This is a genomic window from Reyranella sp., from assembly GCF_017305915.1.
Classification (GTDB): Bacteria; Pseudomonadota; Alphaproteobacteria; order Reyranellales; family Reyranellaceae; genus Reyranella.
This window is the reverse complement of record NZ_JAFKJN010000012.1, coordinates 203,792-216,388: the sequence shown is the minus strand read 5'-3', so window position 1 is coordinate 216,388 and position 12,597 is coordinate 203,792. Positions and strand designations below refer to the sequence as shown.

The window sequence follows — 12,597 nt, the reverse complement described above, 5'->3', positions numbered from 1 at the left end:
GTCGCCGACAGCTCCAGCCGCGTCACCTCGATCTTGAGCCCCATGCTGTCCTCCGCCGCAATACGCCGACCGGAGACACAGAATCGAACATTGCAGCGAAGGGAAACTCAAATCTCGCAAGAGTCAGGATTTTCGTCGGCTGGTATTACCGTCCGCCAATTCGATCACCGTGGCAGTCATGCTCTTGCCCAGGAGACGGGAAACACGCCTCAGCTTACGCTCGGCCTCGGCACTCTTGATGCTGACGCCCATGGCCTTCTCCGCATTCTAGAATGCGTCCGCATAGTCTAGAAAGGCACCGCCTACAATGCGTGCCGTCGCGGCCTGATCACCAGAACTGCGGCTTGGCGGTCATCAGCAGGAAGACCAGGACCAGCGCGCCGAAGCCGGGCCAGGCGAGCACGAACCAGCGCCTCATGGCCAGATGGTACTCGTAGCGCAGCGGCGCGCCGGAGACGACGGATTCCTCCGCGAGGTCGCGCGCCCGCATCTGCAGCACGACCGCCGGCACCCAGCAGGCGAACGCCACGAGGTAGAGGACATAGCTCGCGACCAGCCACGGCGCGTTGACCGGCGTGCCCGTGACGATCGCCAGGCCGAGGCCGGTGGCCGGCTGGACGATGCCGGCCGGCAGGATGAAGCACCAATCCGCCCGGACGACACCGCGCGCGACGATGAGGATGGCGCGCGCCTTGCGGCTGCGATGGACCGACCAGAGCTGGTAGGCGGTGCCGAGGCCGGTGCCGAACAGGACGGTGCTGCTCAGCACGTGCAGCCATTTCAGCCAGACATAGGGTTCAAAACTCAAAATCGACGTTCCTCAAGCCTTACGCACCCCGCGTGAGTCTAGCAGGGTCTTGGCGATGGCGGTCCACGGGGCTGCGGGCTAAAACCCCGCCATGTCCGCCTCCCCCAAATACGTGCCCTCGCCCACGCCCGACCTCGCGAAGATCGAGCGGGCGCTGATCTCGGTATCCGACAAGGCTGGGCTGGTCGAGCTCGGCAAGGCGCTGGCGGCGCACGGCGTGGCGATCCTGTCGACCGGCGGCTCGGCCAAGACCCTGCGCGATGCCGGCGTCGAGGTGATCGAGGTCAGCGACCACACCGGCTTCCCCGAGATCATGGACGGACGGGTGAAGACGCTGCAGCCGGCGATCCACGGCGGCATCCTCGCCCGCCGCACCGACAAGGGCCACGCCAAGGCGATGAGCGACCACAAGATCGCAGCGATCGACCTCGTCGTGGTGAATCTCTACCCCTTCGAGGCGACGGTGGCGCGCGGCGCCGACTTCGCGACCTGCGTCGAGAACATCGACATCGGCGGCCCGGCGCTGATCCGCGCCTCGGCCAAGAACCACGACTTCGTCACGGTCGTCGTCGATCCCGCCGATTATAAAGCCGTGCTCGACGAAATAGGCGCGCACCAGGGCGCGACCACGCTGGCGCTGCGCCGCCGGCTCGCGGCCAAGGCCTATGCGCGCACCGCTTCCTACGATGCCGCGATCGCCAACTGGTTCGCCGCGCAGCAGGGCGAGACCTTCCCCGAGCGGCTGACGCTGTCGGCCGCGCGCGTGCAGACGCTGCGCTACGGCGAGAACCCGCATCAGAAGGCCGCTTTCTATGCCGACGGCAGCAAGCGCCCGGGCGTCGCGACCGCGCGCATCGTCCAGGGCAAGGAGCTTTCCTACAACAACATCGGCGACACCGAGGCGGCCTATGAATGCGTCGCCGAGTTCAAGGAGCCGGCGGTCGTCGTCATCAAGCACGCCAATCCCTGCGGCGTCGCGGTCGCGAAGGACCAGTTCACCGCCTATCGCAAGGCCTACGAGTGCGATCCGGTGTCGATCTTCGGCGGCATCGTCGCGGTCAACACCGCGCTCGAAGCGAAGACGGCCGAGGAGCTGGCCAAGCTGTTCCTCGAGGTCGTGATCGCGCCGGACGCGACGCCCGAGGCGCTGGAGATCTTCGCCAGAAGGAAGAACGTGCGCGTGCTGCTCGCCGGCACGCTGCCCGATCCGAACACGGCCGGCATGACCCTGCGCAGCGTCGCCGGCGGCTATCTCTTCCAGACGCGCGACAACGGCCATATCGCGCGCGCCGATCTCAAGGTGGTGACAAAACGTGCACCGACGCCGAAGGAGATCGACGACATGCTGTTTGCCTTCACGGTGTGCAAGCACGTGAAGAGCAACGCCATCGTCTACGCCAAGGACGGCGCCACGGTCGGCATCGGCGCGGGCCAGATGAACCGCCGCGATTCCTCGCGCATCGCCGCGATCCGTGCCGCCGAATCAGGCGAAGCGGCGGGCCTGAAGCAGAGCCCGGCGATCGGCAGCGTCGTGGCGTCGGATGCCTTCTTCCCGTTCGCCGACGGCCTGCTGGCCGCGGCCGAGGCCGGTGCCACCGCGGTCATCCAGCCCGGCGGCTCGATGCGCGACAAGGAAGTGATCGAGGCCGCCGACGCCCAGGGCCTCGCCATGGTCTTCACCGGGATGCGTCACTTCCGCCACTGAGATGCGGCTGACGAAGCGGGGCTCGCTTGGCGGGCCCCGCCCGTCACGGTCATTCAGCTCAGCCGGTCAGCCCACCAGCTCGGGCTCGCGCGCCGGTGCGGTCGGAGCCGCCTCGGCTTGCTCGGCGCCGTAGGTCATCACCACCGCGCTGAGCCCGATGTCCAGACGCTGCAGCAGCACCACGGTGCCGTTGGAGAAGCGCACGGCGTCCTTGTAGAGGCCGGTTTCGAGGCGGGTCATGGCGACCTCCTCCACCGCGCCGACGCCGTGCTCCTTCTGCGTGCCTTCGCCGATGCCCTCCAGGAGCAGCTTGGACTCGGCGGGGATGCATACGGCCGTGTCGCACACGGTGCCGCCGGCAAATCCCATGGAACCGCTCGCGAAACGCCCGAGGGTGAGCTTCTCGCCGACGGCGGCAGGTCGTGACTGATAGGCCTCGAGTGAATAATCACACATATCGATCTCCTACTTGGGTCTCGACTCTCACGTGATGGGCGAGGCACGGGACAGTCCGCGTCTGCCCTGCGGAATTGTAACGCAAAAGCCATACCGAATCCGGGTCAATGCTGTGGGTAGTAGGGTCACTATCCTTGACCTACTTCATGAGCGGAGGAGGACCTATGGACCGCACACCCGATCCCATCGCGCTCGCCGCGGCGCGGCAGTTGCCGTGGAGGCCGGGGCGCTCGGCCGAGGCGTTCGTCGACGGCGATCTCGAGATCCGTTTCACGCCCAGGCCGACCGACGGGCCGCAGACGCCGCACACGCGCGACGAGGTCTATGTCGTGGCAGCAGGCAGCGGCTTCTATCGCGTCGACGGCAAGCGCACGGCCGTGAGCGCGGGCGACATGTGCTTTGCCGCCGCGCAGGCGCCGCACGGCTTCGAGGACTTCACCGACGACTTCGCGATCTGGGTGATCTTCTACGGCCCGGTCAAAGTCTAGAGGCGCTCGACCTGCAGGGTGTAAAGCCTGCGGCGTGCGATTTCCGCCGCCTCTCCGAGCAGCCGGTCGAGGTCGTCCGCCGGATTGACGTAGCGCCCCGACAAGGCGTCGTAGCGGCCCGAGGCCAGCGCGCACAACAGCGCGGCCGGACGCTCGGGCGGCAGGTCGCGGCCTTCGGCGAAGATGTCGGCGAACCACGGCAGCCAGCGGCGACCCTCGGGCGAGTTCAGCGAATGCTCGCTCATCGCCGTGCGCACCGTGCCCGGCCCCATGGCGAAGACCGCGATGCCGCGGTCCCGTACCTCGTGAGCCAGGCATTCGGAAAAGCGGATCAGCGCGGTCTTGGCGGTCACGTAGGCCGAGAAGTAGGGGAACATGGTGGCGCCGCCGCCGCTGGCGACATTGACGATGCGGCCCTGGCGGCGCGCCAGCATCGACGGCAGCGCGCGATGGGCGCAGATCGCCGGCCCGAGCAGGTCGACCTCCAGGGTGCGCCACCAGCCGGCAACGCCGGCATCGGCGAACGGCCCGAGCGGGCCGACGATGCCGGCATTGTTGACCAGCAGGTCGATCGGTCCCAGCGCGGTTTCGATCGCCGAGAAGGCCGCGTCGACGGCGGCGGCGTCGGTGACATCGGCCACGAACGCCCGGATGCGGCCGCTGCCCGAGGCGACCGTCTCCTCGAGCTCGGCCTGCGAGCGCGCGACGACGGCAACGGTACGGTCGGCCGCCAGCGCCCTCGCGAAGGCCCGGCCGAGGCCGCGCCCGCCGCCGGTGACGACGGCGGTCACGTGGCGCGCGGCGCGGCCTTCGCGCCTTCGGCGGTGGCGATCCAGATGCCGGCGAACACCGCGACCAGGCCGAGCAGCAGATCGAGCGTCAGCGGCTCGCCGACCAGCTGCTGCGCCAGCAGCGCGGCGGCGATCGGGTTGACCGTCATGGTGTTGGCGACGCGCGTCGGCGAAGCGCGCTGCAAGGCCAGCACCCAGAGGATGAAGGCGAGCGCGCCGCCCGCGACCCCGAGATAGAGTCCGGCCAGCCACTGCGCCTGGCCGAAGCTTGCGAGCACCGCAACGCGGCCGGTGAGCAGGCCCGCGACCACCAGCGCCAGCGCGCCGCTGCCCATGCCGACGGCGAGGAAGCCCAGCGCGCTCGAACGCTGGATGAACGGCCGCGAGAGCACGTTGTAGAACGACATGCAGAGCACCGCGCCGACCATGATCAGCTCGCCGCGCCAGGCGCCTTGCGGCGCGCCGGCGAGCCCCGACGCCAGCGCGGCGCACACGCCGATCACCGCGATCAGCACGCCGGTGGTCTTGCGCCAGCTCAGACGCTCGATGCCGAGCAGGGCGGCGACGATCATGGTCTGCAGCGGCAGGGTCGAGAGCGCGAGGCTGGCGCGCGCCGCCGTCGTGTAGCCGATCGCGAGATTGTAGAAGATGAAGAACAGGCCGTAGAAGGCGAAGCCCAGCAGCGCCACGCCCGGCCAGTCGGCACGCGTCGGCCAGCGCACGCGCAGGGCGAGCGCCACCGGAGCCACGCAGACGAAGCCGATACCCCAGCGCAGGATCGCCAGGGTCAGCGGATCGGCGCTGCCGACCAGATAGCGCGTGACCGCCGCCGCGGTGCCGCCGAGCGAGCTCGACACGATGGCGATCAACACGCCGAACCACTCGCCCACGTCTCGCCTCCTGTCACCGCGCCGAACGCCGTGCAATGTTCGCGAGAGGCCGCAGGGCCGCAACTACCCGGCAGGTACAGGATGGCGCACGACAATGGATTCGCCTCGAAGCTTCGCGAATGGCGGCAGCGGCGCGGCTGGTCGCAGCTCGAGCTGGCGGGGCGGACCGAGATCTCGCAACGGCATCTCAGCTTCCTCGAGCTCGGCCGCGCCGCGCCCTCGCGCGACATGGTGGTGCGGTTGGCGACGGCGCTCGACATCCCGCTGCGCCAGCACAATGCGCTGCTGATCGCCGCTGGCTTCGCACCGGTGTGGCGCGAGACCGATATCGACGCGCCGGAATGGGGCGAGGTGCGCGCGGCGATCGATCTCATCCTGGCGCAGCAGGAGCCATACCCCGCGGTCGCCATCGACCGTCAGTGGAACCTGCGCAAGGCCAATGGCGGCGCGGTCAAGCTGGTCGAGTTCCTGGTCGGGCCGATCGCACCGGGCACCGCGATCAATCTCGCCGATGCGCTGGTCGGGCCCGACGTGCTGCGGCCGTATCTGCTCAACTGGGCCGAGGTCGTGCGTTACTTCCTGCGCAGCGTCGAGGCCGATGCCGCGGCCGACGGCTGGCCCGAGACGGCGGCGCTGCTCGAGCGGCTGCTGGCCTATGACGGCGTGCGCGCGGTGCGGACGGCAACCGCGGCCGATCCCGCGGCGGGCCCCGTGGTGCTGCCGATGCATTTCCGCAAAGGCGACGTCTCGCTGCGCCTGTTCACCACCATCGCCACGCTCGGCACGCCGCAGGACATCACGGCGCAGGAGCTGCGCATCGAAAGCTTCTTCCCGATGGATCGCGAGACCGCCGCGGTGATGCGCGGCTGGGCGTCGGGCTAGAGCACAGCCCTGAATCCGGCCCGCGGCCGGACACCTCCGATGCCGATTCCATAAGGGTTTTCTCAAGAATCCGGGATCCGGCACCACCCCCCAGGCCGGACGCGTCCGGACGCCCCGGACGCGGCGGACGAGAGACTGCAATCAGTTTCGTCAGATCAGGCGCGGCACGACCTTGTCGGCGAGCAGGCGGAAGCTGTCGCGGCTGAGCGGGGCGCACATCAGGTAATTGAGGCCGATCGTCTCCTGGAGCTCGGCGACCTTGTCGACCAGCATCTCGGGCGTGCCGTGCAGGATGACGCTGTCGACATAGTGCTGCGCCGGCTCCTTGCCGTCGTAGGTGCGCGGCGGCATGTTCTTGCGATGGCTGTGCTGCGGGCCGGCATAGGCATCGACCAGCCATTGCGCGCCGCGCCGCGCGATCGTCTCGGCCTCGCCGGCGCTGCCCGCCAGCGCCACCAGCCGCGCCATCGGGATGTCGCGGCCGTGATCGGAGAAGCCCGCCTCGGCCATCTTGTCGGCATAGCGCCGGCGCTTGGCACCCAGTTCCGTCATCGAGGCGTGCGGGTCCATCAGGATCGAGAAGCCGCGGCCGGCCGCCCAGTCGATCGCCGATTCCGAGGTCGCCGCCATCCAGGTCGGCAGCGGCTTCTGCAAGGGCTTGGGCAGCAGCTCGATATCGTCGAAGGCAAAATGCGTGCCGCGATAGCTGAAGCGTTCCTCGCTCCAGGCCTTGAGCACGATCTCGACGGCCTCGCGGAAGCGGTCGGCCGATTCCTCGACCGGCACGCCGAAGGCGTTGAACTCGGAGTGCGCGAAGCCACGACCGGCACCCCAGTTGACCCGGCCGCCCGACAGCACGTCGAGCAGCGCCACTTCCTCGGCGAGCCGCAGCGGATGGTAAAGCGCGGCCAGCGACACCGCGGTGCCGATGCGCAGCCGCCCGGTGCGCGCCGCCGCCAGCACGCCCAGCATGTGCACCGACGGGCAGACGCTGAAGGTGGTGAAATGGTGCTCGGCCAGCCAGACGGCGTCGAAGCCCACCTTGTCCATGATCTCGATGCGCTCGAGGGCGCGGGCATAGACCTCTTCCAGCGGGCCATGGCGGCCGGGCCAGCTGAAGAACTGCAGGACGCCGACTTTCATTCGCCCTTGATGCCCGCTGCCTTGACGATCGGCCACCATTTTTCGATCTCGGCCTTCTGGAACGCCGCCAGCGCCTGCGGGTTCTGTTGGCCGGGGGGCGGCACTTCCTGGCCCAGCGCAGCCAGTTTCTCGCGCGTCTTCGGATCGGCGAGGGAGGCTGCGGCCGCCGCATTCACCTTGGCGATCACATCGGCCGGCACCGCGCGCGGCGCCCACAGGCCGTGCCACACCGAGAGGAAGCCCGCAAGCCCCGCCTCGTCGACCGTCGGCACGTTGGGCGTCGAGGCGAGGCGCTGAGGCGACAGCACGGCGAAGGCCTTGATGGTGCCGGCCTGGATCTGCGGCACGACGTTGGAGGCCTGGTCGATCATCAGGTCGATCTGCCCCGCCATCAGGTCGCGCAGCGCCGGGCCGGTGCCGCGATAGGGCACGAAGGCGAAGCTGGTGCCGGTCTGCTTCTGGAAGAAGATGCCGGAGATGTGGCCGGGCGCGCCGACGCCGCCGGTGCCGGCCGAGGCCTTGTCGGCATTGGCCTTGAGCCAGGCGATCAGCGACTTGAGGTCATCGGCCGGCAGGGTCTTGCGCGCCACCAGGAGCAGCGGGCCGTTGGTCAGCAGCTGTATCGGCGCGAAGTCCTTCAGCAGGTCGTACTGCAGCGTGTAGGTGGCACCGTTCAGCACATAGTGCGACCACTGGCCGATGCCTAGCGTATAGCCGTCGGGCGTCGCGCGCGCGAGCTTGCCGACGCCGATCGTGCCGCCGGCGCCGGCGACATTGTCGATCACCACGGTCTGGCCGAGCCTGGCCGCCATCGGCTCGGCGAGCACGCGGGCGATGGCATCGGTCGGCCCGCCCGCCGAGGCGGGCACGATCATGCTGACGGGCCGGGTGGGCCAGGTCTCGGCGGAGGCGGCCGGCGCGAGGAACGCTACGCACGTGATGGCGCCCAGAAACAGGCGACGCGGGTTCATTGTCTCCTCCCGCGCGCAGTCTATGGCTCAGGCCAGAGCGTCGTCTACCGCGGCGCCCAGGCGATCGACGATCTCGTCGATCTGCCGCTCATCGACGATGAAGGGCGGCGCCAGCAGCACATGGTCGCCGTGCTGGCCGTCGATCGTGCCGCCCATGGGATAGACCATCAGGCCGCGCGCCATCGCCGCCTTCTTGACCTTCGCATGCAGCTTGCGCGCCGGATCGAACGGCGCCTTGGTCAGACGATCCTCGACCAGCTCGATCGCCTGGAACAGGCCGCGGCCGCGGATGTCGCCGACATGCGCGTGGTTGCCGAAGCGCTCGCCGAGGCGGCGGCGCAGATGCGCGCCCATCGCCTGGACGTTGGCCAACAGCTTGTCGCGCTTGATCGTCTGCTGCACGGCGAGGCCCGCGGCGCAGGCCAGCGGATGGCCGATATAGGTGTGGCCGTGCTGGAAGAAGCCGCTGCCCTCGGCGAAGGCTTTGAACAGGTGCTCGCCCAGCAGCACGGCGCCGATCGGCTCGTAGCCGCCGCCGAGGCCCTTGGCGACGGTCATCAGGTCGGGCGCGATGCCTTCCTGCTCGCAGGCATGGAGCGTGCCGGTGCGGCCCATGCCGCACATCACCTCGTCGAGGATCAGCAGCACGCCGTACTTGCCGCAGATCTCCCGGACGCGCTTGAAGTAGCCCTTCACCGGCGGCACCGCGCCGGCGGTCGCGCCGACCACCGTTTCGGCGACGAAGGCCATCACCGTGTCGCCACCCAGCTCGAGGATCTTGGCCTCGAGCGCGTCGGCGGCGCGTTGGCCGTAGGCCTCCTCCGATTCGCCCGGCTGCTGGAAGCGGTACGCGAAGCAGGGATCAATATGGTGGGTCTCGATCAATAACGGCGAGAAGGGCGCGCGGCGCCATTCGTTGCCGCCGGTGGCGAGCGCACCCAGCGTGTTGCCGTGATAGCTCTGGCGACGCGCGATGATGTGGCGGCGCTGCGTCTCGCCGCGCTCGGCGAAGTATTGCCGCGCCATCTTGAGCGCAGCCTCGATCGCCTCCGAGCCGCCGCTCACCAGGTAGACATGGCCGATCCCCGGGGGCGCGTCGGCAATCAGCGCGTCGGCCAGCCGCTCCGCCACCTCCGTGGTGAAGAACGAGGTGTGCGCATAGGCCAATTTGTCGAGCTGCTCGTGTAACGCCGCCGTGACCGCGGGATGGCCGTGCCCCAGGCACGACACTGCGGCACCGCCGGACGCGTCGAGATAGCGCTTGCCGGCGGTGTCGACGATCTCGATTCCGTGGCCGGAGGCGGCGACCGGTAAGCTGCCGCCGATGGTGCGATGAAGGATGTGGGTCATGGCAAATGGACTCCGAAGGCGGCGAGTTGGGCCTCGGCGCGGGCGAGCGCGTCGAGCGCCTTCTGGCCGGAGCGGCCGGCCACCAGCGCCGCCAGGATCTCGGCCACGGCCAGCAGCGGCGTCATGGTGTGGAAGAAGGACGGGCTCTCGGTCGCGACCGGGATGATCGCCGACGCGACCTGCGCCAACGGCGAGACTTCGGAATCGGTCAGCGCGACGACCGGCACGCCTTCGGTCGCGGCGTAGCGCGCGGCCTCGATCGTCGCCCGCGCATAGGGCTTCACGCTGGCCGCCAGCACGACGTCGCCGGCGCCGGCGTCGCGCAGCGCGTCGAGGCCGGTGCCGCCGGCATCGTCCAGCATCACCGTCTTGTCGCCCAAGAGCGACAGCATGTAGTGGAAATGCCAGGCGGCGCCGTGGCAGGCGCGCAGGCCGAGGCAATAGATGCGCCGCGCCTGGTGCAGGCGGCCGGCCGCATCGGCCAGCCGCTCGAGCGTCGCCGGCTCGGCGAGGCGGGCGATCTCGCGGCTGAGGCTGAGCGCCATGTCGGCGGCCAGCGCCCGCTCGCCGCGCAGCTTCTGCGCTTCGACCTGGACGCCCGCCTTGCCGGCGAAGCCCAGGGTGCCGGCGCGCACCGCACCGGCATAGAGCGCGCGCACCTCGTCATAGCCTTCGAGGCCGAGCCGTTTGGCCAGCCGCGTCATGGTGGCGGGCGGCACACCGGCGCGCCGCGCCTGCTCGCGCATCGACAACAATGCCACGTCGTCGGGCCGGTCGAGCACGTAGCGCGCCGCGGTCTGAAGCTGCGGCGACAGCGCCTCGAAGGCCTCGACGATCGGCTGGGTGAGGGGGCCGCTCATCTTCGGCCCCCTGAACTCAACGCAGCGGCAGCGGATACATCTGCCCGCCCTTGGTCCACAGCGCGTTGACGCCGCGCGCGAACTTCAGCGCCGAGCCCTGGCCGACATTGCGGTCGTAGATCTCGCCGTAATTGCCGACCTGCTTGATGACGTTGTAGGCCCAGTCCTCCGACAGCCCGAGCGCCTTGCCGTTGCCCGGATCGACGCCTAGGAAGATGCGCAGATAGGGATCGCCGAGCTCGCGCTTCAGCTGATCGATGTTCTTCGGGCTGATGCCGCGCTCCTCCGCCTCGAGCATCGCGTAGTGCGTCCAGCGCACGATATCGAGCCATTGCGAATCGCCCTCGCGGACATAGGGGCCGAGCGGCTCCTTGGAGATCACGCCCGGCAGCATCATGAACTCGACCACCCGGCCGCTGCGCACGATGGCGCCGGCCAGCGCCGCCGCGTCCGCCGTCACCGCCGAGCACTTGCTGGCGAAGAAGGCGTTGTACATCGCCTCGGTCGTGTCGTAGGCCGCCGGCACGACGGTGAGCCGCCGCGCCTTGAACCAGCCCGCCATGTTGAATTCGTGGGTCGTGCCCTTCTGCAGGCAGACCGTACTGCCGCTGAGGTTGGCGAGCTGCTCGACCTTGAGCTTCTTCGGCACCACGAAGGCCTGGCCGTCGATGTAGTTGATGACGGCGAAACGCACCTTCATGCCGGCCGAGCGCTGCAGGGTCACCGTCGAGTTGCGCGCCAGCACGTCGAAGTCGCCGGCGGCCAGCCGGTCGAAGCGGTCCTTGGCCGAGACCGGAACGAACTTCACCTTGGTCGCGTCGCCCAGCACCGCGGCGGCGATGCCGCGGCAGAGATCGACGTCGAGGCCTTCCCATTCCTTCACCGCATTGAACAGCGAGAAGCCCGGCAGCGCGCCGTCGACGCCGCACACCAGCTCGCCCCGCTTCTTCACCTGCTCCAGCGTCGACAATGTCGACATTGTCGACTGGGCCGACGCCGGCATCTGCAGCAGCACCACACCCAATGCCGCCAATACGCACCGCAACAATCGCATGGTCCCTCCCAAAGAGCCCATGCTCCGAGGGTAGGCCGAGGCGGCGGTGCATGACCAGCGCTAACGCAACGGCAGCGGGTACATCAATCCGCCTTTGGTCCAGAGAGCGTTGATTCCCCGCTGCAATTTGAGCGGCGAGGCCATGCCGACGTTGCGCTCGAAGCTCTCGCCGTAATTTCCGATCTGCTTGACGATGGCGTAGGCCCACTTCTCGTCGAGCCCGAGCGCCTTGCCGTTGCCGGCGGTGACGCCGAGCAGGCGCTTCACCAGCGGGTCGTTCGACTTGAGCTGCTCGTCGACGTTGGCCTGGGTGATCTCCTTCTCCTCGGCCTCGAGCAGGGCGAACAGCGACCAGCGCACCACCGCCAGCCACTGATCGTCGCCGCGGCGGGTGAACGGGCCGAGCGGCTCCTTGGAGATCAGCTCGGGCAGGGTCTCGTAGTCGGCCTGCTTGCCGCGGGTCGCCAGCGCCGAAGCCAGCGCCGAGGAATCCTGGGTCATGGCATCGCAGCGGCCGCCGAAGAACGCCTCGTACATCAGGTCCTGGCTCTCGAAGACCACCGGCTTGATGGTGAGGTTGCGGCTGCGGAAGTAGCCGGCCATGTTGAATTCGTGGGTCGTGCCCTGCGCGACGCAGATGGTGGCGCCGCCGAGCTCCGCGAGCTTCTTCACGCCGAGCTTCTTGGACACCATGAAGCCCTGGCCGTCGTAGAAGTTGACGCCGGCATACTGGATGCCGAGCGAGGCGTCGCGCTCCAGCGTGATCGTCGAGTTGCGCACCAGCATGTCGATCTCGCCCGACTGCAGCGCCAGGAAGCGCTGCTGCGCCGACAGCGGCACGAACTTGGTCTTGGTCGAATCGCCCAGCACGGCGGCGGCGACGGCGCCGCACATGTCGACGTCGAGGCCCTTCCACTTGCCCTGGCTGTCGGGCAGTGAGAAGCCGCCCAGGCCGACATTGACGCCACAGATCACCTGGCCGCGCTTCTTCACGACCTCCAGGGTCGATGGGGTTTGCGCCGCCACGGGTATCGCCAAGGGCAGCGCCAGGAACGCGAAAGCGGCGGCCCACAGGCCGCGTGCAATGGATTGCATGTCTCCTCCCGGAATTGGCAGGGATACGCTACCTCTTCGGGCTCCCTATCTGCAACAAATGAATCTCCCTAGGTTATATTTGATCCGACTGTTTCATATCCCGA

At 68.8% G+C, this 12,597-nt stretch carries 14 protein-coding genes; 3 read left to right on the top strand and 11 right to left on the bottom strand.

Annotation, left to right across the window (positions count from 1 at the left end):
* Positions 1-123 precede the first annotated feature (123 nt).
* A complete protein-coding gene (locus tag J0J01_RS11335) occupies positions 124-252 on the bottom strand; it encodes a hypothetical protein (protein WP_296380551.1) in 129 nt (42 codons plus the stop codon).
* A 76-nt stretch (positions 253-328) separates the two neighbouring features.
* The gene (locus J0J01_RS11330; RefSeq protein WP_296380550.1) at positions 329-808 is read right to left on the bottom strand and encodes a DUF2269 domain-containing protein; all 480 of its coding nucleotides are present in this window, start codon (positions 806-808) and stop codon (positions 329-331) included.
* A 91-nt stretch (positions 809-899) separates the two neighbouring features.
* Between J0J01_RS11330 and purH the strand changes: the two genes are divergently transcribed.
* Complete coding sequence (purH, locus tag J0J01_RS11325) at positions 900-2,513, top strand: bifunctional phosphoribosylaminoimidazolecarboxamide formyltransferase/IMP cyclohydrolase (RefSeq protein WP_296380548.1); 1,614 nt, start codon at positions 900-902, stop codon at positions 2,511-2,513.
* 66 nt (positions 2,514-2,579) lie between these two features.
* Here purH and J0J01_RS11320 read toward each other — a convergent pair whose 3' ends face one another.
* Complete coding sequence (locus tag J0J01_RS11320; protein WP_296380547.1) at positions 2,580-2,969, bottom strand: hypothetical protein; 390 nt, start codon at positions 2,967-2,969, stop codon at positions 2,580-2,582.
* Positions 2,970-3,133: 164 nt separating this feature from the next.
* Here J0J01_RS11320 and J0J01_RS11315 point away from each other — a divergent pair, with 164 nt between their 5' ends.
* A complete protein-coding gene (locus J0J01_RS11315; RefSeq protein WP_296380545.1) occupies positions 3,134-3,457 on the top strand; it encodes a cupin domain-containing protein in 324 nt (107 codons plus the stop codon).
* On the opposite strand, the gene J0J01_RS11310 is transcribed toward J0J01_RS11315, so the two are convergent.
* Both J0J01_RS11310 and J0J01_RS11305 read right to left on the bottom strand, forming a co-directional pair.
* Positions 3,454-4,248 (bottom strand): SDR family oxidoreductase, encoded by a 795-nt coding sequence (locus J0J01_RS11310; protein ID WP_296380543.1) that lies wholly within the window; start codon positions 4,246-4,248, stop codon positions 3,454-3,456. The two genes, J0J01_RS11315 and J0J01_RS11310, sit on opposite strands and share 4 nt — an antisense overlap.
* Positions 4,245-5,138 carry a DMT family transporter gene (locus tag J0J01_RS11305; protein ID WP_296380541.1) on the bottom strand — a complete coding sequence of 298 codons (894 nt, stop codon included), beginning with the start codon at positions 5,136-5,138 and terminating at the stop codon, positions 4,245-4,247. Before J0J01_RS11305 ends, J0J01_RS11310 begins: the two co-directional genes overlap by 4 nt.
* A gap of 81 nt (positions 5,139-5,219) precedes the next feature.
* Between J0J01_RS11305 and J0J01_RS11300 the strand changes: the two genes are divergently transcribed.
* Positions 5,220-6,020 (top strand): helix-turn-helix domain-containing protein, encoded by an 801-nt coding sequence (locus J0J01_RS11300; protein ID WP_296380539.1) that lies wholly within the window; start codon positions 5,220-5,222, stop codon positions 6,018-6,020.
* A gap of 150 nt (positions 6,021-6,170) precedes the next feature.
* Here the strand turns inward: J0J01_RS11300 and J0J01_RS11295 are convergent, their stop codons facing one another.
* The 6 genes from J0J01_RS11295 to J0J01_RS11270 are packed head-to-tail and all read right to left on the bottom strand — an operon-like array spanning position 6,171 to position 12,493.
* Positions 6,171-7,163: an LLM class flavin-dependent oxidoreductase gene (locus tag J0J01_RS11295; RefSeq protein WP_296380537.1), complete on the bottom strand. Its 993-nt coding sequence runs from the start codon at positions 7,161-7,163 to the stop codon at positions 6,171-6,173.
* Entirely contained in the window at positions 7,160-8,134 is a 975-nt protein-coding gene (locus J0J01_RS11290) for a tripartite tricarboxylate transporter substrate-binding protein (RefSeq protein WP_296380535.1), read from the bottom strand. The genes J0J01_RS11295 and J0J01_RS11290 overlap by 4 nt, the downstream gene beginning before the upstream one ends.
* Positions 8,135-8,161: 27 nt before the next feature.
* Positions 8,162-9,484, bottom strand: coding sequence for an aspartate aminotransferase family protein (locus tag J0J01_RS11285; RefSeq protein WP_296380533.1), 1,323 nt, complete (start codon positions 9,482-9,484; stop codon positions 8,162-8,164).
* Positions 9,481-10,344, bottom strand: coding sequence for a MurR/RpiR family transcriptional regulator (locus J0J01_RS11280; protein WP_296380531.1), 864 nt, complete (start codon positions 10,342-10,344; stop codon positions 9,481-9,483). Before J0J01_RS11280 ends, J0J01_RS11285 begins: the two co-directional genes overlap by 4 nt.
* A 16-nt stretch (positions 10,345-10,360) precedes the next feature.
* Positions 10,361-11,398 (bottom strand): amino acid ABC transporter substrate-binding protein, encoded by a 1,038-nt coding sequence (locus tag J0J01_RS11275; protein WP_296380528.1) that lies wholly within the window; start codon positions 11,396-11,398, stop codon positions 10,361-10,363.
* 60 nt (positions 11,399-11,458) lie between these two features.
* On the bottom strand, positions 11,459-12,493 hold the full coding sequence (locus J0J01_RS11270) for an amino acid ABC transporter substrate-binding protein (protein ID WP_296380527.1): 1,035 nt from the start codon (positions 12,491-12,493) through the stop codon (positions 11,459-11,461).
* Positions 12,494-12,597 lie beyond the last annotated feature (104 nt).

Bases quoted from the DNA above. Each gene is read 5' to 3' on its own strand.
- J0J01_RS11295 (WP_296380537.1), bottom strand. From the start codon at position 7,163: ATGAAAGTCGGCGTCCTGCAGTTCTTCAGCTGGCCCGGCCGCCATGGC.
- J0J01_RS11300 (WP_296380539.1), top strand. From the start codon at position 5,220: ATGGCGCACGACAATGGATTCGCCTCGAAGCTTCGCGAATGGCGGCAG.
- J0J01_RS11290 (WP_296380535.1), bottom strand. From the start codon at position 8,134: ATGAACCCGCGTCGCCTGTTTCTGGGCGCCATCACGTGCGTAGCGTTC.
- J0J01_RS11285 (WP_296380533.1), bottom strand. From the start codon at position 9,484: ATGACCCACATCCTTCATCGCACCATCGGCGGCAGCTTACCGGTCGCC.
- purH (WP_296380548.1), top strand. From the start codon at position 900: ATGTCCGCCTCCCCCAAATACGTGCCCTCGCCCACGCCCGACCTCGCG.
- J0J01_RS11270 (WP_296380527.1), bottom strand. From the start codon at position 12,493: ATGCAATCCATTGCACGCGGCCTGTGGGCCGCCGCTTTCGCGTTCCTG.
- J0J01_RS11320 (WP_296380547.1), bottom strand. From the start codon at position 2,969: ATGTGTGATTATTCACTCGAGGCCTATCAGTCACGACCTGCCGCCGTC.
- J0J01_RS11335 (WP_296380551.1), bottom strand. From the start codon at position 252: ATGGGCGTCAGCATCAAGAGTGCCGAGGCCGAGCGTAAGCTGAGGCGT.
- J0J01_RS11280 (WP_296380531.1), bottom strand. From the start codon at position 10,344: ATGAGCGGCCCCCTCACCCAGCCGATCGTCGAGGCCTTCGAGGCGCTG.
- J0J01_RS11315 (WP_296380545.1), top strand. From the start codon at position 3,134: ATGGACCGCACACCCGATCCCATCGCGCTCGCCGCGGCGCGGCAGTTG.
- J0J01_RS11275 (WP_296380528.1), bottom strand. From the start codon at position 11,398: ATGCGATTGTTGCGGTGCGTATTGGCGGCATTGGGTGTGGTGCTGCTG.